We start from the raw sequence: 18,044 nt of genomic DNA, 5'->3' as shown, positions 1-18,044 counted from the left end.
GGCTATCGCACGTACGGTTCGACGGGGAGACCGGCGGCGCGCCAGGCGCTGAATCCGCCGTCCACGTGCGTCACGTCCACGCCCATGCGGTGCAGACTCGCGGCCGCCAGCGCCGACCGCCAGGCCGATCCGCAGTAGAGCACCAGACGGCGGCCGTCGTCCAGTGCCGGCCGGTAGTACGGGCTCTCCGGGTCGACCCAGAACTCCAGCATTCCGCGTGGCGCCCGGTACGCGCCGGGAATCACCCCCTCGCGCGCCCACTCCTGAGGTTCCCGGATGTCGACGAACACGGCCGACTCGCCGCCGAGCAGTGCGGCCGCCTCGGCGAGCGGCAAAGGCGGCACCTCCCGGTTCGCCTCGGCGACGAGATCGGCGGCGCGACGGCGCCGCGGACTTCCGGGGGCTCGGGACATGACAGACTCCTCGCGTACGTCTTGTATCTATATTGGACTCTAGTGCGCGAAGGCTTACCGTGGAAGGGTCTGGAGTACGAGAGGAATCACGATGACCGGTGTGCTGACCGAACTGCCCATCGTCGACATGTCGCTGCTGAGCGGTGACGAGTCCGATCGCGCGGCGTTCCGCGACGCGCTGCGCACCGCCACCCACGAGGTCGGGTTCTTCTACCTCGTCGGCCACGGCATCGGGCGCGACGTCCGCGACCGCCTGTTCGACACCGCGCGGGCCTTCTTCGCTCTGCCCGACGCCGACAAGTTCGCCGTCGAGATGCTGGCGAGCCCGCAGTTTCGCGGCTACACCCGGTTCGGCGGCGAGTACACGCAGGGCGCGATCGACTGGCGCGAGCAGATCGACCTCGCGGCCGAATACCCGTCGCTCGGGACCGAGCCGTCGTATCTGCGCCTCGACGGCCCCAATCTGTGGCCGTCCGGCGTCCCGGACTTCCGGGCGATCCTCACCGACTGGCAGGAGCGGTGCGGCGCCCTCGGCCTGCGCCTCATGCGGGAGTGGGCACTGAGCCTCGGCGCCCCCGCCGACGTGTTCGATCCGGCGTTCGCGCAGCGGCCGTCGACCCTGATCAAGCTGGTCCGCTACCCCGGCCGCGATGCCGAGGCCGACCGGCAGGGCGTCGGCGCCCACAAGGATCCGGGCGTGCTGACACTGCTCCTGGTGGAGCCGGGCAAGGGCGGTCTCCAGGTGCGCCGCGACGGCGGCTGGATCGACGCACCGCCGATCGACGACGCGTTCGTGGTCAACATCGGCGAGCTGATGGAGTACGCCACCGACGGCTATCTGAAGGCGACCATGCACCGGGTGCAGTCGCCGCCCCCGGGGACCGAGCGGCTGTCGGTGCCGTTCTTCTTCAATCCGGCGCTGTCATCGGCCATGCCGCGGATCACCCTGCCGCCGAAGCTCGCCGCGCAGGCGCGCGGTGTCACCGACGATCCGGCCAATCCGATCTCCGGCACCTTCGGCGAGAACATCCTCAAGGCGCGGCTGCGCGCCCACCCCGACGTCGCCGCCCGCCACCACGCCGATCTGCTGCGTTAGGTTTCGACAGGCTCAACCGGCACAGCAGGTTTCGACAGGCTCGACCGGCGCCACGAGGTTTCGCAGCGCGACCGGCGGACGGCGTCAGATGTCGTCGAACGAGCCGCCGCGGCCGTGACCGGCGGCGAACCGGCCGGCACCGGTGACACCGTCGGCGCGCAACGAGGTCAGGCCGATCTCGAACTCGGCGGCCAGTGCCGCGGGCTCGTCGCGGGACCACTGATCGCGGGCCGACCGGCGATCGCCCCGGAGGCAGGTCTGCGGCATCCGAGCGATCTCCCGGGCCAGCGCGACCGCCGCTTCGCGCGCCGTCCCCGCCGGCACGACGCGGTTGACGAGCCCGAAATCGAGCGCCTCGGCGGCGCCGACGGGACGACCGGTGAGGATCAGATCCATCGCGCGGCTGTGTCCGATGAGCCGCGGCAGCCGGACGGTGCCGCCGTCGATGAGCGGAACACCCCACCGGCGGCAGAACACGCCCAGCACCGTCTCTTCGTCGGCCACCCGCAGGTCGGCCCACAGCGCCAGCTCCAGACCGCCGGCGACGGCGTGCCCGGACAGCGCCGCGATCACCGGCTTGTCCAGGTCGAGCCGGGTCGGCCCCATCGGACCGTCACCCGATCGGTCCACCCGATTGCCCCGCTCGGTGCCCACCGCCTTGAGGTCGGCGCCCGCGCAGAACGACGGCCCGTCACCGGCGAGCACGGCCACCGCCGCCGCGGAGTCTTCGAACGCGCGGAAGGCCGCGGCGAGTTCGGCCGCCATCGGGCCGTCGACCGCGTTGTGCCGGTCGGGCCGGTTCATCACGACCAGGAAGACCTCGCCGTCGTCCTCGATGCGCAGATCGTTCACCGGGATCCGTCCGCCTCACTCCGGCCGGTGACCAGGTCGGCGAGTCCGGCGCGGTCGGCGACGTCGAACTTCTGGCACGCGCGATAGATGTGACCCTCGACGGTGCGGACCGAGACCACCAGCCGATCGGCGATCTCCCGGTTGGTCAGTCCGACCGCGACCAGACTGGCGATCTCGCGCTCACGCACGGTGAGCGGCAGCGGCTGCGCGGCCGCCACGACCGCCGGAGTCCGGAGGCCGCCGCAGGCCACCGACAGGCGGGCCGCGGCCGCCGACGACGCCGCCATCGCGGTCCGGTGCCCCGCCCGGTCATGCGCGGTGGCCGCCGCCGCAGCCGCATCCGCGGCGGACATCAGCGCACCGATCCGCTCGAAGTCGCGGGCGGCCGCGTCGAGGTCGGCACCGTCGCCCGCCGCGACCGCGGCGGCGTGCCGCGCGTAGACCGGGGCGAGTTCACCGTCGATCCGGGCGGCCAGCGCCGCGAGCCGCTCGGCCACCTCGGGCGCGGTGGCGCCGAACCGGGCGGCGGTGTGCAGGGCGAGCGCTTCGACCGCGTACTGCTCGGTGTCCCGCGCCGCATGCGCCGCCTCCCGCGCACCGGCGATCGCCGGAGTCACCGCGCCGGCCGCGGCCAGCTGACAGGCCCGCGCCAGCAGCAGTTGCGGGCGGCAGACGGCGACGTTGGGCCCGTAGGCGTCCTCGGCGGCGAGGAGCACCGCATCGGCCTCGGCGGCCTGCCCGAGCCCGGCGTAGGCCTGGGCCAGCACGTATCGGGCCGGGAACACCCACGACACGCGGCGCTGCCCGGCGAGCGCGGCCAGGCTCTGTTCCAGTCTCGAGGTGACCGCGGGCAGGTCGCCGCGGGCGAGGGCGACCGTCGAGACGTGCGTGCCGGCCAGCGCCCAGGCGAGATACTGGCCGGCGGCGGCGAGCTGGTCGTACCGGGCGGCGGCCCGGTCGGCGTCGTCGAACCGGCCGGTGAGGGTGAGCGCCAGGATCTCGCCGTAGCCGGCCGGGAACCGCAGCACTCCGTCGGTCCGGGCCTCGGCGATACGGCCGCGCGCGGCGAGCGCCGCCACCTCGCTGCCGCGGCCGCCCAGCGCCCGCGCGAGGCCCCCGCCGAAGACCGCCCACTCCTCGGCCCACGGCAGCAGGTTCTTCGCGTTCAGGACGCGGTCGGCCAGGATCAGGGCGCGCGGCAGGTCGTTCTCGAAGGCGGCGCACGCCGAACCGATGCCGTCGGCGATCTGCTCCAGCGCCGGCTCGGTGATCGACTCGCGGACCTGCTCGAGGACCCGGGCGGCACCCTCGGTGTCGCCGACGCTCCAGAACAGGTTGCCGATCCGCTGCATACCCCACCGCACCACTTCCGGCTGAGTCAGCTCGGCGGGATCGAAGGCGTTCAGCACCTCGTCGGACTCGCGGGCCTTGCCCTGCCACATCAGCGCCCGTGCCAGCAGGTCCGCGGCCGCCAGCCCGTTGCCGGCGTCGAGCGCGGCCAGGGCGAAACGTTCCCCGCCGGTGACGTCGGCCAGCGTCAGGCTGTCCTGCGCGGCGCGGAGCAGTACCGCCCGGTCCACGTGCTCGTCGCTCTCCAGGGCCAGCTGCGCGAGGCGGATACGCTGCGCCGCGGTCAGGGCGGTCCGCGCCGAGAGGGCCCGGACCAGCCGGCCGCGCAGCCGCCGCGACGACGCCAGCCCCAGCCGGCGGCGGATCACCTCGCCGAGCAGCGGATGCGCGTACGACACGGTGAGCGAACCGCTGTCCTGGGTGATGCGGATCAGGCCACCTTGTTCGGCCTCCTCCACCGCTTCCGCCCCCGTCTGGTCGCTGAGCAGGTCGAGGTCGAGGGGTTCGCAGACGGCGAGCAGTTTGAGGACCGCGAGCACGTCGTCGTCGAACCTGTCGACGCGGTCCTCGAGGAGGGATGCGAGTTCGGAGGTGATCCCGGCGCGCCCGCGCAGTTGCCACACGCCTTCGACCTGCCGCAGCGCCCCGGATTCGAGGGCGCCCTGCACCAGGTGGCGCAGGAACAGGGCGTTGCCGCCGGATGCGGTCCACATGCGTTCGGCCGAAAGACCCTCGAGCTGACCACCGAGGACGCTCTCCACCAGGTCGACACTCTGCTGTTTGGTGAACGGGACGAGCGTGATCCGCGCGAGATGCCCGTCCTTCCACATGGAGGTGACCGCGTCGGGGACCGTCTCGCCGCTGCGGACGGTGGCGATGATGCGCACGGCCCGGTCGATCGCGAGCTGGTGCAGCAGTGTCGCGGACAGGGTGTCGAGCAGGTGGGCGTCGTCGACGCCCACCACCACCGGCCCGTCGGCGAGCAGCGATTCGCGGGCGGTCGAGAGATACGAGACGGGGTCGTTCGACGCTCCCGCCCCGACGAGGTGCGCGAAGACGCCCATCGGGATGCTGCGCGCGGACTCGGTGCCCGCGACCCAGCGGACCCGGAGACCGAGTTCGGTCACGGCGTGGCGCGCCAGGGTCGTCTTTCCGACGCCCGCCTCGCCGGTCAGGATGATTCCGCCGTCGGCGCCACTCAGAGCGTTGCGGATGGAGGCGAACTCGTGCTCGCGCTCGATGAGCGGCCAGGACGTAGCCATACCCGGAATTCTAAGTCCGCAAACCCGGCGCCAGCGAGGGTTCGGCGCGGATCCGCCCGGCCGGAGCGTCGTCCGCTGTGCAGGAATCCGAATATTCGCCGTCTCACTCCGCCCGCACGATGGTCGTGACAGGCATCACGGCTCCCTCATCGCCGACGGCGAGTACGCCTACCTCGTCGTGTAGCTCGGCGGCGGACGCCGCGGCACGGAGACCTACCACGTCCGCGACGGGAAGATCCTGTTCGAGAGTGCGACGTTCTTCCTCTGAACCCTTCCGCTGAACGCGGCCCGGGTCGGGTCAGCCGTCGGCGGAGATGGTGGCGAGAATCCGGGCGAGATCGGCGGGGCGGCTCCACATCGGCCAGTGGCCCGTCGGGAGGTCGATGTAGTCGACGTTCCTGAAGCTGCCGGCCTCGGCGAACATGGGGTGACCGGCCCTGACCAGTTCGCGCAGCTGCGCGCTCGGCATCGAGCAGCACACGAACGTGGTGGGCACGTCGTAGCGCTCTTCATTCGCGAGTTCCACACGCTGGCGCAGTACCGGGCCCGGTTCCGGGAGAGCCCGGGCACGGAAGCGCTCAAGCGCGCCGGCGCCGAGCCCCTCGGTGCTCGCCTGCTCTCGGAGCACCTCGAAGGGCGGCAGCGGGAGTCCCTCCGTCCCCTCGGGAAAGTCCGGGGCGAACGCCGTTCCCGAGGCGGCCGGGCCGCTGTCCACCCACACCACCCGGCGCACTCGCTCGGGGTGCCGATCCAGCACGACGCTCACCGGCGCGTTGGCCCCGCTGTGGGCCACGATGACCACGGGCCCGGCATTCGCGGCGATGGCCTGCTCGATCGCCGCCACCTGGTCATCGAGTGTCCGGGAAGCGCGATCGGGGTCGTTCCGGTCGAGACCGGGCAGGGTCAGCGCCGTCGCTCCGCAGCCCAGCTCGGTCAGTTGTTCCAACACCTGATCCCAGGCCCACGCACCCAGCCAGTGGCCGGGGATCAGCAGGAGGCCGGGGATCAGAGGGAGGCCGGGACCGCTCGTGTTCGTCGTCATTCCGCCATCCTTCCCGTGCCCCCGGACAACGGCATGTCACTATTTCTGACATGGTTTGAGGGAGATTGAAGAATGAAGCGAGCGGAACGGCTCCATGCGCTGTCGGAGGCGCTGCGGCGGAGCGGTGCGCATGGACGCACCGCGGAACGGTTGGCAGCGGATTTCGGCGTGTCTGTACGCACGATCAAGCGAGACCTCGATGCGCTGGAGAACAGTGGGACGCCGATCTGGTCGCGCCCCGGACCGGGCGGTGGATACGGCGTGTCCGCGGTCTCCAACCTCCCGCCCATCAGCCTGAGCCCAGCGCAAGCGGTGGCTCTTCTCGCCGCGATCTCGGCCGCGCCCGACGCGCCCTACGCTGACCTGGCCTCGGCCGGTATCCGGAAGATCATGGATGTTCTCGACCCTCGCACACGTGAGAAGGCGGATCGGCTCGCGCGCCGCATCTGGGTCGACGGGGAGCCGGCTCCCTCGAGGGTCGTGAAGTCAGCACTCGAAGAAGCGATGGCGGAGCAGCGGATCGTCCGCATCCGCTACACCTCGCGGGAGGGCGACACGACCACCCGCGATGTGGAACCGGTGATCTTCGCCGCCACGAACGGGCGCTGGTATCTCATCGGCTGGTGTCATCTGCGGAATGCGATGCGCTGGTTTCTCATCACACGCATCGAGCACGCCACCCTGACCAAGGCACCCTGTGGCGCCCACGACATCGAGGAGATCGGCGCTCCACCGCCGACGGCCCGGCCTGTGCACGGATTAGGCTGACGCGATGCGGTTCCAGACGACGTCCTTCTGCCGGGAACTCCGGTTCTCCCTCGGCACCGACGTGGAGTCCGGTGACCACTGCCTCGCCATCCCGGTGACGATCGGCGTCGTCGACTACGCGGAGTACTACCGCCTCACACCGGCGCAGTACGACACGTTCCTCGCCGATCCGTCGAGCGCGCAGTCTTTTCTCGACGACTCCCGCAACCGACGCAACGACGACCTGCTCGTGGTGAAGCCGGGCTGGAATCGCGGCATCCCGTACTAGTTGTCACGCGACACTAGATTTCGACCACTGCCGCCCGGCCCACGATCTGGAACCGGTTGCGACGCGCGACCGCGGCCGCTCCGGCGTCGAGCGCCGCGAGACATTTCGCGGCCTCCGGATCATGAGGTGCTCGAGCGACGCCGGCCGCCAGTTCGGCACGCGCGGAGTGGTAGCGCGACACGAACTCGGCGGCCTCGGCCGGGGTCGGCGTGCGTCCCCGCACGCGTTCGGAGATCACGGGAACGATCACCAGCAGCGCGAAGACGAGCACCACCAGCGTGAATCCCCACGCCACCGGGTGCTTCTCGAAGGTCCCCGTCATCTGGTCGTAGCTTCGCGTGTCGACGACCACGTCGCCCTTCAACGACTCGCACACGTCGCCGCGGCGCATCGCCTTCCCCGCGCACTGGGGGCTGCCGTCCCGCGGGGCCGTCGCCGCGGCGATCCCCCAGATGAGGCACAGCACGGCCGCCGCGAGCCCGACCGACCACCCGAGCCGCTTCCCGACGGGCCGGGCGACCTGCGGCCACGTGGGCCACTTCGAGACCATCATCTCGATGCGTACGGGCCGCGTCCTCCGGTCGGTGTCGTCGTTCTGCCGCTGCGCCCAGTCCTTCATCGACCCCATCCGCGGAACCCTAGCCGACTGCGAGCGGGCGCGGCCGGTGGTTCCGGGGCGGAGTCGCGGGCTCAGCGCCAGCCGAGCTCCGGGGCCACGTAAGTCAGGATCGACTCCAGCACATGCACGTTGTAGTCCACGCCGAGCTGGTTGGGCACGGTGAGCAGCAGCGTGTCGGCCGCGGCGATCGCCTCGTCTTCACGGAGTTGTTCGACGAGCTGGTCGGGCTCGGCCGCGTACGACCGGCCGAACCGTGCGGCTCCCCCGTCGAGATAGCCCACCTGGTCCTGGTCGTCGCCGCGCCGGATCCCGAAGTAGGCCCGATCGCGGTCGTCGACCAGCGCGAAGATACTGCGGCTCACCGAGACCCGAGGCTCCCAGCCCCAGTCCTGCGCCGCCCACTCCTCGCGGAAGCGGTGGATCTGTTCGGCCTGCAGCCGGTGGAACGGGATCCCGGTGTCCTCGGTCAGCAAGGTCGAGCTCATCAGGTTCATCCCCTGGCGCGCGGTCCATTCGGCCGTCGCCCGGGTCCCCGATCCCCACCAGATACGCTCGCGCAGGCCCGGCGACTGCGGCTCGATGCCGAGGGGGCCCGGCGGATTCGGGAACATCGGCCGCGGATTGGGTTCGGCGAACCGGCTGCCCTCGATCGCGGTCAGGAACACCCCGGTGTGGTCCCGCGCCATGTCGGCGTCGGTCTGGCCCTCGCCGGGCACGTAACCGAAGTACTTGTAGCCGTCGATCACCTGCTCGGGTGATCCGCGCGAGATGCCGAGTTGCAGCCGCCCGCCGGAGATCAGGTCCGCGGCGGCGGCCTCCTCCGCGGCGTACAGCGGGTTCTCGTAGCGCATGTCGATCACGCCGGTGCCGATCTCGATGCGCGACGTCCGCGCGCCGATGGCCGCGAGGAGCGGATACGGCGAGGCGAGCTGTCGTGCGAAGTGGTGCACGCGGAAGTAGGCGCCGTCGACGCCGATCTCCTCGGCGGCGACCGCAAGGTCGATGGACTGCAGCAGCGTGTCCGCCGCACTCCGGGTCTGCGAACCGGCCCCGGTGGACCAGTGCCCGAATGAAAGGAATCCGATGTTCTTCATGACAGGTGTAACCGTACCGCGGTCCGCTTATTCCCGGCCGGTCGCCGGGAGCGACGCCCGGGCCGCCGTCCGCCCCGGGAAGCCGGCCTGCTGTTCCGTGGCTCCCCAGCGACCACAGAACAGCAGGCCACCATCATGCGACCCGAGGCCGGCCGGTCATCCCGGCCATGAACGGCCACGTGCTCAGCCCTCCGCGATCCGCCGGTAGCCGTAGTTGCGCTCCCAGTCGCGCCGGACGTCCTCCGGATCGGCATCGAGGAAGAGGTAGACGGGACTGTCCACCGGCCGGACCTCGGCGACGGTCACCAGCACCGCCCGCTTCACCGGGTGTTCGGCGCCGAGGCCGGCGCCGACGGTCGCAAGCAGCGCGGAGTCGTCGGTCACCACGGCCGTCCCGCGAATCCGGTAGCCGCGCCGCAGAAAGGGATCGACCACGTTGATCTCCAGCCGTGGGTTCTCCCGGAGATTCGCGATGGTCCGGGGCGAGGCCATGTCGGCGAACGCGACGTGGCCGTCGTCGATCACCTTCAGCGAACCCTTCGGACTGAGATTCGGCTCGCCGTCGGCACTGGCGGTGGCGACGTAGCAGAGCCGCTGGCGTTCGATCATCGCACGCACGTCGTGCGTCACGAGCGGCTGAGCCTCGGATTCCGGTTGACCCATGCCTTACGAGACTAGTGCCGATCGCGCGGGTGGTGCACGGCATCCGGCGGACCCCCGACGCCCTCCGGATGCCATTCAATACGTAATTGTATCGAAGTTGGAGGCTCCCCGCACCTTCGCGCGCCCGATTCGCTACTGTCCCCGGGTATGAGGTCCGAATTCCCGACGGCGGGCAGCCGGTGAACGACGCGAGCCTGGCGCGCCGCGTCTCCCTCGGCTACGCGGCCGGCAGCGTCGGCACCGGCGCCTTCGGCGTCCTGCCCGGGCTGGTCCTCGCCTACTACCTGACCGACTCGCTCGGCGTCGGCGCGCTCCTCGCGTCGATCGTCGTGGTGATCCCGAAAGCGATCGATGTGGCGGTGAACCCGCTGATCGGCGCCCGCAGCGACCACGATCTCGCGCGCCATGGACGACGCACCCGCCTGATGTGGATCGGTGCGGCGACGATCGTGCCGCTCTTCGTACTCACCTTCTGCGTACCCTCCGGCACCGCCCCGGCCCTGGCCGCACTCTGGGTGCTGATCTTCTTCTCGCTGACGGCGCTCGCCTACGCCTGCTTCCAGGTCCCGTACATCGCCCTGCCCGCCGAGCTGACACCCGACTATCACGAGCGCACCCGGCTGATCTCCGACCGCATCACGGTCCTCGCGATCACCATTCTGGTGGTCGGTGCCGGCGCCCCGGCGATCCGGGACGCGCTCGGCGGCGGCGCCGGCGGCTACGCGGGCATGGCGGCCGCGACAGCCGCGATCATCGGTCTCGGCATGGCCGCCGCGACCGGTCTCGCGGCCCGGGCCGCCCCACCGCCGCGTACCGCGGGCGCCCGGTCGGGATCCCGCGCCCGCGACGCCTTCCACGCGCTGCGGGACCACCGCCACTACCGGATCCTGGTGTCGGTGTTCGTGATTCAGGCGCTGGCGTCAGCGGTGATGCTCGCCGGTGCGCAGTACCTCGCCACCTACGTCATCGACGACAAGTCCGCCCTCACCCTGCTGTTCGCCGCACTGGTCGCACCCGCGATCCTCGTCATGCCGTTCTGGGTCAGGATCGGTAAGCGCCACGGCAAACGACGCGCCCTCGTGCTCGCCTCGACCTTGTTCATGCTCGCCGCGCTGTCGATCGCGCTCGCCGTGCCGGTCCCCGGGATCTGGGTGCTCGCACCGGTCGCGATCTGCGGCGTCGGCTACGCCGGGATGCAGACCTTTCCGCTCGCCATGCTGCCCGACGTGATCGACGAGCATTCCCGGATCCACGGCCGGGACACCGGTGGTGCGCTGTCCGGACTCTGGACGGCCGCCGAAACCCTCGGCCTGGCCGTCGGACCGGGCCTGTACCTGCTGGTTCTCGCCGCCACCGGGTTCGTCTCCTCGACCTCCGGCGAGACCGCCGTCCAGCCACGCAGCGCCGAGATCGGCATCATCCTCGGCTTCGCCGCGCTGCCCGCCGTCCTGATCGCGATCAGTCTCGCCGTCCTGTCCCGCTACGGCGACGACACCACCGAAGAAAGCGCCCCCGCATGACCAGCCGCCGTACCCCCGACGACGTCCTCGCCGAACTCGCCCGGCGCCGCGCCACCGATGCCCCCACCCACGGCGGCCACGTCCTCTCCTACGTCTACGACTCCGGGCTCGCCGAGCTCGACGCCCTGGCCGCCCAGGCGGCGGCACTGGTGCAGCCGGTCAACGGCCTGGACCCGACGGTGTTCGGATCGGTCGCCGCCCTGGAACGCGATCTGATCTCGTTCGCGCGCACCGCCTTTCACGGTCCGTCGGCGGTCGGCTCGGTCACCTCGGGCGGGACCGAGAGCTGCATTCTCGCGGTGAAGGCGGCGCGCGATCACGCCGGACTCCCGCCCGGGACCGGTTCGATCGTGCTGCCGTCGACCGCGCATGCCGCGTTCGACAAGGCCGCACGGCTTCTGGGCATCCGTGCGATCCGCGTACCGGTCGACCCGGTCACCACCCGGGTGACCCCCGCCGCGATGTCGGCCGCGATCGACGACGACACCTTCCTGCTGGTGGCCTCGGCACCCAACTACCCGACCGGAGCCCTCGACCCGATCGCCGAACTCGGCGAACTCGCTCTCGGCCGCGGACTGCCGCTGCACGTCGACGCCTGTCTCGGCGGTTTCGCCCTCGCCTGGTGGCCGGAAGCGTTGCCCGCGTGGGACTTCCGCGTACCTGGCGTCAGCAGTATCTCGGCCGATCTGCACAAGTACGGCTACGCGCCCAAGGGCGCGTCGGTGATCCTGCACGCCGATCGTGACCGGCACCGCGCCGGATTCTTCGCCACCACCGACTGGCCCGGCTATCCGGTCGTCAACCCGACACTCCTCGGCTCCCGGTCGGCGGCCGGGCTCGCCGCGGCCTGGGCCATCGCCGAGTATCTCGGGCCCGACGGCTTCGCCGGTCTGGTGGCCCGGATCGCCACGGCGGTGACCGCGCTCCGCACCGCGGTCGGCGAGATCGACGGGCTGCGCGTGACCGGCGAGCCGGCCGGACCGGTGTTCGCCGTCGTCGCCGACGAGGCCGCCACCGCGCCGATCGATCCACATCGGTGGGCGGCCGCCGTCGCCGAGCGGGGCTTCACCCTCCAGGCTCAGCCGCGGTACACCAAGGCCGACGGCACGGTCCTGCCCGCCAGCACCCACCTGACCGTCACCCCGGTGACCGCACGGGTCCTGCCCGAACTCGTCACCGCGCTCCGCGAGGCCGCGGACGACGCCCGCGGTCTTCCCCCGGCCACGCCGCCGGAGGCGCTCGCCGCGCTGTCGGGCGCCCTCGCCTCCGGCGCGGTCAGCGTCGACGACGTCCTCGGCCTGTCGTCCGCCGCCGTCGAAAGCGCGCTGATCGGCGCGGGCATCGATCCGCACACCGACCCCTCGTCCACCGCCGACGCCCTGGACACCCCGGCGATCATCGCCGCCATCGAGTCCCTGCCGCGCCCGGTGACCGCGCGGATGCTGACCGAATTCCTCGCCGCCTACGGCAACCCCTGAAGGTCGGCGGCGCCGGACGGTCGAGCTCCACGATGATCGAGCGCCACAAACGAGCGAGCTCCACGATGATCGAGCGGAGTCGAGATCCACACCCGAACGAGCGAGTGGTCTCGACTCCGCTCGACCAGCATGTACCTCGCTCGACCAGCATGTACCTCGCTCGACCAGCATGTACCTCGCTCGACCAGCATGTACCTCGCTCGACCAGCATGTACCTCGCTCGACCCAGCATGTACCTCGCTCGACCCAGCATGTACCTCGCTCGACCATCAGGCACAGGATGCCGGGGTCAGGCCAGGTGGGTCATCCGGGGCAGGGACGCGGCGTCGTCGCCCGCCAGGTCGATCACCTCGTCGAAGCCCTCCACCATGCACTCGGCGAACAGTTCCGGATCGGTGATCGCGGCGGCGTCGAAGTTCAGTCCCAGGCAGGCGACGCCGTTGTGGGTGATCATCGTGGCCATCACGGCGCAGCCGGGCAGCGGGCCGAACGGGAACATCCGCTCCACCTTGGCGCCGGCCACGTAGGTGTCCCAGGGGATGCCGGGGACGTTGCTGGCCTGCAGGTCGTTGCCGGCCGTGGTGCCGCTGAACTGCGCCAGGAGTTGTCCGGGCATCCACGCCAGGACCGGCCCGGCGGTGTTGAAGACGTCGACCGCCGGTTCGTTGCGTGCCGCCCGCACCTGCTCACGACACGTCAGTACCCGCTCGAAGGGGTCGTCGATGCCGACCGGGCCGGCGAGCCGGCCCACCGCGATCCGGTTGCCGCCGCCCCGATCACCGTCTTCGCGGACCGAGATCGGGATGGCCACCGGGATCGCGTCGACCATGGTGCCGTTGCGCTCGTGGTACTTGCGGAACGCCCCGACCAGGCCGCCCAGGTAGATGTCGTTGATGGAGGCGTGGGTCGCCGCGGATGCCGCCTTGAGACTTCCGAACGGCACCTCGAACGCCGCGAACCGCCACGACCCGCTGCGTCCGGCCAGCAGCGGGGATCCGGGCGGGCTCACCAGTCCGGCGACGCGCGGCACCGACCGCCCGTACCGGAGCACATTCGAGAGCGCCCTCTTCGGATTCCGCAACGACAGCACCCCCTCCAAGGCGATGCCCGCCAGCCGCGGGACCCGTCGCGCCTCCTCCACCAGTTGCGTGCCGAGCACGTCGAGGGCCGACGGCTCGTGGACCTCCGGGGCCGGCGGCTGCGGTTTGCCGGGAATCGGGTCGCGGGTCGGCGAATGCAGCTGGGCGAGCGCGATGATCGCCCCCAGGCCGTCGGTCAGCGCGTGGTGGGCCTTGAGGAAGTACGCCGACTTTCCGTCGGGCAGTCCCTCGATCAGGTAGCCCTCCCACGGGGGCCGCCGCGGATCGAGCGGCGTCATCGCGAGCTGTTCGCAGGTGGCCAGCAGCTCGCGCATCGAGCCGTCGCCGCCGACCCGGATCCGCCGCAGGTGGTAGTGCAGGTCGAAGTCCGGGTCCACCGCCCAGCTGGGCGGCCCGGCCTGCAGCGGCGCCTCGATCACCCGCTGCCGGAAGCGCGGCGCCATCCGGCTCCCCCACTCGTGCGCGGCCACCAGACGGTCCCAGTCCGGGGTGCAGTCCCACAGCTCGAGCATGCTGATGGTCGACCGGAGATTGCGATCGGCGTCGCCGCGCCACATCACGGTGTCGACCGGACTCATCCGCGTGTCGGTGCCCCAGTCGATCGGTTTGTCGACGGAACCGCCCGTCTGCTCACTCGTCATCGCCGGACTCCTGCCACTCGAACACTCCCATCGTCCGGGTCAGCCGCCCGTCGTCGAACGCGGTCACCGGCCAGTCGGCCAGCGCCTGCAGGAATTGTTCCCGCACCTGCTCGGCATGCTCGGCGACCGTGTCCGGCTGCCACGACGAGGTGTCGATCGGCGGCAGCACGCGCACCTCCACGACGCCCGGCTGGATCAGCTGCGAACCGCGCCACATCACCTCGCCCGCATTCCGCAGCACCACCGGCACCACCGGCACCCCGGCCTGCATCGCGATGTGGAACGGCCCCTTCTTGAACGGCCCGATCCGCGGCGTCGCCGAGCGGGTGCCCTCCGGCGCCACCACCAGCGACACCTTCTCGTCGCGGATCTTCTCGACGACCGGCGCGAGCTGCTCGATGGCCTTGCCCGCATCGGCGCGGTCGATGAACACCACGCCGCCGGCGTCGAGGATCTGCCCGAACACCGGCAGCTGCCCGACCTCCTTCTTCGCCACCCCGGTCGCGTCGCCGCGCACCAGATGGATCATCACCGGCAGGTCGAGCTTGGACTGATGGTTGAAGACGAACACGCATGGCCGCGCCGCGGTCAGGTACTCCCGTCCGGAGAGCACGTCCACGTCGACCCCGGCGAGCGCGAATCCGACGTCGAGCCCGGCGGAGACGGCCGACTGCATGGCGCCGGTGCGGTCGGAGGAGACCAGCGACTTGCCGAAGCCCACCGCGGCGCCGCCGAGGAACGACCCGTAGAACGCGGCGGTCCGCACCGCCTTCCCCACCGTGTTGTAGGTGGGATTGCGCAGGTCCAGAATCGGCCAGCCGCGCTCCTCGGCCACCCCGCGCAGCCCCTGCTGCGGCGAGACGGCCGCCGGATTGCCGACCGACTCCAGGTAGGGCACGTCCTCGTTGCCGTCGCTGTACGCGAACGACGACGCCAGGTCCAGATCCCATTCGCGGGCCAGGCGGCGCACCGCGGCCGCCTTGCCCGGACCCCACAGCGGACGGCCGAGCACCCGGCCGGTCACGATGCCGTCCACCACCTCGATGTCGGTCGCGAGCGCCCGGTCGGCACCGATCTCGGCGGCGATCGGCTCGATCTGGAAACGCGTCGCCGACGAGGCGATCACGATCCGGTGTCCGCGCGCCCGGTGCGCCCGGATGATCTGCCACATCTGCGGCCGCAGCTTGGCGGCGGTGACGTTCTTGAACAGCTTGCGGCCCTCGGCCATCAGCTCGTCGTAGGTCTTGCCCTCGAACGCCGGCCGGGTGGCCTTGAGCACCTCGGCGTAGTCCTGCTCGGAGTAGCAGCCGCGGAGCGCGATCATCAGGCCGTCGCGCAGCTCACCGGCGGTGAAATCGAGCGTGCGGACCCGCTCGCGCAGGATGTCCGCGGCCGAGAAGCCGTCGATCAGCGTGCCGTCGTAGTCGAAGAACGCGCACACCCGGTCCCCGGCCGGGGCCGAACGGATCTGGGCGAGTCGTTCGGAGAGCGGGCTCATCGCGGCTCCTGCCCGGCGGTCACCGGCGCATTCGCCTGTTCGGCCTCAATCGCCGCGATCCTGGCCAGCCGGACACGCAGCTCCTCCACCTCGGCGAGCCACGCCGTCCGGGCCGCCACCTGCTCGTCGACCGGCCCGTCGCCGATCGCGCCGCGATTCTCCGCCAGACGGTAGGCCGCGTCGTACATGTCCTTCGACACCGAATCCTTACTCAGGATCACCCCCTGCAGGGAGAGTTGCCGGCCCAGACCGAGGCAGTCGATCAATACGGTCTCCTTGTCGAGCGAGTCGTGGCCGAGGGTGGTCAGATGCGTGGCGACCACCAGCTGGGCGTCGAAGAAGGTCTGCAGGGTCCGCCGCGCCAGCAGTTTCCCGGCGTTCGCGAAGAGCACGTCGTACACCCATTCGCGAGACGGTTCCACATCCCGCCACTCGGACGAGATCAGGTCGAGTTCGGCACCGAGCCGGTGCAGGAACTCCTCCTTGGCCGGGAAGAAGAATTCGAATTTCAGCAGGTCACGCAGCCGCAGCGCCTCCGCCTGCGACACGGTCAGCAGCGCGCCGTAGTCGACGACGCCACCGGGGCTGAGCCCGTCCGGACGTACGGTGCCGTCGGCGACGGCCAGCATCGCCAGCTCGACGATCGCGCGGTCGACGAAGTGATGCAGGGCCCCGTTGCGGTAGTAGGCGGCGATCGCGTGATTGTCCGGGGCGATGGACCAGACCTGTTCTGGCCCGCCGTCGAACGCGGTCAGCACGCCCGCATCGGTGAGCTCGCCGAGCGTCCGCAGCAGGCCGAGGCCGCGGCAGAGCATCGGGTCCGGCCCCGGAAGCCCGCGGTCGTCGATGTAGGTCAGCAGCGGCGCGAGGATCACCTCGACCTCGGTGGCCGTATAGGCGCGGTCGGCGGCGCCGAGCAACGCGAATCCGGCCAGCGAGGTCGCCGAGATCGGGGTGGCGGCGTTGATCTCGTCCATCACCTTGAACGCGACCTTCTCCAACCGGGCCCGGCCGTCGCCGGCGGCGTCGAGCGCGGCGCGCAGCGAGAAGGGCTCGCCGAACCGGACATGCGCCTGACCGCGGTGCACACGCTGTCCGCGCGCGTAGCGGAGCAGCCATTTGAGGTCCTCGGGCCGTTTGGTGCCGCCCGCCGACTCCTTGGCCATCACCGCGATCTCCGGGAGCTGGTCGTAGACGATGGACGTCGGCACGATCGTCGCGTCGGCGCCGTCGAGGTTCTCCACCGCGTCGGCCACATAGGCGAGCAGGCCGAGCATCGGCGGGCGCAGCTTGCCGGTGCGGCTGCGGCCGCCCTCGATGTACCACTCCAGGTTGAACCGCTTCTCCACGATGAACGAGAGATAGGAGCGCATCGCGAGCTTGTAGACCGGATCGGACCCGAACTGGCGGCGGATGAAGATGGTGCCGGCCCGCTGCGCGATCGGCCCCATCGGCCAGAACGCCAGATTGTTGCCGCCGAGCACCAGGTTCGGCGGGAAGTCGTGCTCGTCGAGCACGCTGCCCAGCACCATGGTGTCGACGTACGAGCGATGCGAGGGCAGGAAGATGAGCGACGACGACTTGTTGAGTTCGCGCAGCCGGCCCAGGCCGTCGAGATCGGCCGAGACCGTCCACGCCCGCTCGTACAGCCCACGGAAGGTGGAGGTGAAGACGTCGCGCATCAGCCGGCTCTGGGTGGCGACGAACGAACTCATCTTGTCGGTCGCCTCCTGGGCGACCGACGCGGCCGGCCGGCCGAGCTGAGTGGCCAGCTCGGTGATCGCGGTCTGGAAGCGGGCCGACGAGCTGATCTGCTCGGCGACCAGGCGCGGCACCTTGTAGCGGTCCCCGACGAGCTGCAGTTCGGCGCGCTCGGCGGCCAGCGCCGCACGCATCCCGACGAAGGCCTGGAACGACTCGCCCTCGGCCTGCTGCTCGCCGTAGCGTTCACGCAGCTCACCGAGTGTGGCCGACTCGCCTTCCACCACCCGCACCCGGTCCGGAAAGCGTTTGCGGATCGCCGGTTGCCGGAACGCCGGGGGACGGCGCGGGTTCGACAGCACCACCGCATCGGCCAGCGACACCCGCCGCTCGCCGCGCCGCACCGGGGGCAGCCAGACCACTTTCGCGGGGATCAGTTCGGTGTCCGGCAGCAGCCGTTCCAGATCGAGTTGTCCGAGACCGAGGATCCGCGCGCCGGGGTGGCTGGCCGCGGCCCACTCGTTGATCGCCTGCCGCTCACAGTCCGTCCGCGCATCCGCCAGCACGATCGTGCTCAAAGTTCGTCCTCCGATTCACCGCTGTCCCGCTTCGCATTCGTCGTCATCGCGCGGCCCGGCGTGACGCGGTCCAATTGTGACTCATCGCATAGCCCGACGGT

Annotated in this window: 15 protein-coding genes; 5 read left to right on the top strand and 10 right to left on the bottom strand. The window is 71.0% G+C overall.

Going from position 1 to position 18,044, the window contains the following annotated elements:
• Positions 1-2: 2 nt before the first annotated feature.
• The gene (locus tag ACSEEN_RS00700; RefSeq protein ID WP_371308034.1) at positions 3-413 is read right to left on the bottom strand and encodes a rhodanese-like domain-containing protein; all 411 of its coding nucleotides are present in this window, start codon (positions 411-413) and stop codon (positions 3-5) included.
• Positions 414-504: 91 nt separating this feature from the next.
• On the opposite strand from ACSEEN_RS00700, the gene ACSEEN_RS00695 reads away from it, so the two are divergent.
• Positions 505-1,509, top strand: a complete 1,005-nt coding sequence (locus tag ACSEEN_RS00695) for an isopenicillin N synthase family dioxygenase (protein ID WP_440711989.1) — start codon at positions 505-507, stop codon at positions 1,507-1,509.
• Between the two features lie 84 nt (positions 1,510-1,593).
• Here the strand turns inward: ACSEEN_RS00695 and ACSEEN_RS00690 are convergent, their stop codons facing one another.
• The 3 genes from ACSEEN_RS00690 to ACSEEN_RS00680 form a co-directional block, all read right to left on the bottom strand.
• Positions 1,594-2,361, bottom strand: a complete 768-nt coding sequence (locus ACSEEN_RS00690) for a crotonase/enoyl-CoA hydratase family protein (protein ID WP_440711988.1) — start codon at positions 2,359-2,361, stop codon at positions 1,594-1,596.
• Positions 2,358-4,973 carry a helix-turn-helix transcriptional regulator gene (locus tag ACSEEN_RS00685; protein WP_440711987.1) on the bottom strand — a complete coding sequence of 872 codons (2,616 nt, stop codon included), beginning with the start codon at positions 4,971-4,973 and terminating at the stop codon, positions 2,358-2,360. Before ACSEEN_RS00685 ends, ACSEEN_RS00690 begins: the two co-directional genes overlap by 4 nt.
• Before the next feature lie 298 nt (positions 4,974-5,271).
• A complete protein-coding gene (locus ACSEEN_RS00680; RefSeq protein ID WP_440711986.1) occupies positions 5,272-6,015 on the bottom strand; it encodes an alpha/beta fold hydrolase in 744 nt (247 codons plus the stop codon).
• Between the two features lie 72 nt (positions 6,016-6,087).
• On the opposite strand from ACSEEN_RS00680, the gene ACSEEN_RS00675 reads away from it, so the two are divergent.
• Positions 6,088-6,783, top strand: a complete 696-nt coding sequence (locus ACSEEN_RS00675; RefSeq protein WP_440711985.1) for a helix-turn-helix transcriptional regulator — start codon at positions 6,088-6,090, stop codon at positions 6,781-6,783.
• Positions 6,784-6,787: 4 nt separating this feature from the next.
• Positions 6,788-7,051: a hypothetical protein gene (locus tag ACSEEN_RS00670; protein ID WP_440711984.1), complete on the top strand. Its 264-nt coding sequence runs from the start codon at positions 6,788-6,790 to the stop codon at positions 7,049-7,051.
• A gap of 13 nt (positions 7,052-7,064) precedes the next feature.
• Here ACSEEN_RS00670 and ACSEEN_RS00665 read toward each other — a convergent pair whose 3' ends face one another.
• The 3 genes from ACSEEN_RS00665 to ACSEEN_RS00655 all read right to left on the bottom strand — a co-directional run bounded on the left by ACSEEN_RS00665 (position 7,065) and on the right by ACSEEN_RS00655 (position 9,427).
• The gene (locus tag ACSEEN_RS00665) at positions 7,065-7,679 is read right to left on the bottom strand and encodes a hypothetical protein (protein ID WP_440711983.1); all 615 of its coding nucleotides are present in this window, start codon (positions 7,677-7,679) and stop codon (positions 7,065-7,067) included.
• Positions 7,680-7,741: 62 nt separating this feature from the next.
• Complete coding sequence (locus tag ACSEEN_RS00660) at positions 7,742-8,764, bottom strand: LLM class flavin-dependent oxidoreductase (protein ID WP_440711982.1); 1,023 nt, start codon at positions 8,762-8,764, stop codon at positions 7,742-7,744.
• 183 nt (positions 8,765-8,947) lie between these two features.
• Positions 8,948-9,427, bottom strand: a complete 480-nt coding sequence (locus ACSEEN_RS00655) for a pyridoxamine 5'-phosphate oxidase family protein (protein ID WP_440711981.1) — start codon at positions 9,425-9,427, stop codon at positions 8,948-8,950.
• 179 nt (positions 9,428-9,606) lie between these two features.
• Between ACSEEN_RS00655 and ACSEEN_RS00650 the strand changes: the two genes are divergently transcribed.
• Entirely contained in the window at positions 9,607-10,947 is a 1,341-nt protein-coding gene (locus ACSEEN_RS00650) for an MFS transporter (protein ID WP_440711980.1), read from the top strand.
• Entirely contained in the window at positions 10,944-12,425 is a 1,482-nt protein-coding gene (locus tag ACSEEN_RS00645) for a pyridoxal phosphate-dependent decarboxylase family protein (RefSeq protein WP_440711979.1), read from the top strand. The genes ACSEEN_RS00650 and ACSEEN_RS00645 overlap by 4 nt, the downstream gene beginning before the upstream one ends.
• A gap of 289 nt (positions 12,426-12,714) precedes the next feature.
• Here the strand turns inward: ACSEEN_RS00645 and ACSEEN_RS00640 are convergent, their stop codons facing one another.
• Genes ACSEEN_RS00640 through ACSEEN_RS00630 form a run of 3 tightly spaced genes read right to left on the bottom strand, consistent with a single transcriptional unit; the run spans position 12,715 to position 17,943 of the window.
• Entirely contained in the window at positions 12,715-14,166 is a 1,452-nt protein-coding gene (locus ACSEEN_RS00640; protein ID WP_440711978.1) for a wax ester/triacylglycerol synthase domain-containing protein, read from the bottom strand.
• A complete protein-coding gene (locus ACSEEN_RS00635) occupies positions 14,156-15,664 on the bottom strand; it encodes an HAD-IB family hydrolase (protein WP_247867284.1) in 1,509 nt (502 codons plus the stop codon). The genes ACSEEN_RS00640 and ACSEEN_RS00635 overlap by 11 nt, the downstream gene beginning before the upstream one ends.
• A complete protein-coding gene (locus ACSEEN_RS00630) occupies positions 15,661-17,943 on the bottom strand; it encodes a glycerol-3-phosphate 1-O-acyltransferase (protein ID WP_247867282.1) in 2,283 nt (760 codons plus the stop codon). Before ACSEEN_RS00630 ends, ACSEEN_RS00635 begins: the two co-directional genes overlap by 4 nt.
• Between the last annotated feature and the right edge of the window lie 101 nt (positions 17,944-18,044).

The sequence above is a fragment of the Gordonia marina genome, from assembly GCF_052036135.1.
In the GTDB taxonomy this organism is placed as follows: Bacteria; Actinomycetota; Actinomycetes; order Mycobacteriales; family Mycobacteriaceae; genus Gordonia.
This window is presented reverse-complemented; position numbering and strand designations above follow the sequence as displayed.

Excerpts from the sequence above, each read along its gene's own strand:
- ACSEEN_RS00700 (WP_371308034.1), bottom strand. The coding sequence starts at position 413 with ATGTCCCGAGCCCCCGGAAGTCCGCGGCGCCGTCGCGCCGCCGATCTC.
- ACSEEN_RS00695 (WP_440711989.1), top strand. The coding sequence starts at position 505 with ATGACCGGTGTGCTGACCGAACTGCCCATCGTCGACATGTCGCTGCTG.
- ACSEEN_RS00685 (WP_440711987.1), bottom strand. The coding sequence starts at position 4,973 with ATGGCTACGTCCTGGCCGCTCATCGAGCGCGAGCACGAGTTCGCCTCC.
- ACSEEN_RS00680 (WP_440711986.1), bottom strand. The coding sequence starts at position 6,015 with ATGACGACGAACACGAGCGGTCCCGGCCTCCCTCTGATCCCCGGCCTC.
- ACSEEN_RS00675 (WP_440711985.1), top strand. The coding sequence starts at position 6,088 with ATGAAGCGAGCGGAACGGCTCCATGCGCTGTCGGAGGCGCTGCGGCGG.
- ACSEEN_RS00670 (WP_440711984.1), top strand. The coding sequence starts at position 6,788 with ATGCGGTTCCAGACGACGTCCTTCTGCCGGGAACTCCGGTTCTCCCTC.
- ACSEEN_RS00665 (WP_440711983.1), bottom strand. The coding sequence starts at position 7,679 with ATGGGGTCGATGAAGGACTGGGCGCAGCGGCAGAACGACGACACCGAC.
- ACSEEN_RS00660 (WP_440711982.1), bottom strand. The coding sequence starts at position 8,764 with ATGAAGAACATCGGATTCCTTTCATTCGGGCACTGGTCCACCGGGGCC.
- ACSEEN_RS00655 (WP_440711981.1), bottom strand. The coding sequence starts at position 9,427 with ATGGGTCAACCGGAATCCGAGGCTCAGCCGCTCGTGACGCACGACGTG.
- ACSEEN_RS00645 (WP_440711979.1), top strand. The coding sequence starts at position 10,944 with ATGACCAGCCGCCGTACCCCCGACGACGTCCTCGCCGAACTCGCCCGG.
- ACSEEN_RS00640 (WP_440711978.1), bottom strand. The coding sequence starts at position 14,166 with ATGACGAGTGAGCAGACGGGCGGTTCCGTCGACAAACCGATCGACTGG.
- ACSEEN_RS00635 (WP_247867284.1), bottom strand. The coding sequence starts at position 15,664 with ATGAGCCCGCTCTCCGAACGACTCGCCCAGATCCGTTCGGCCCCGGCC.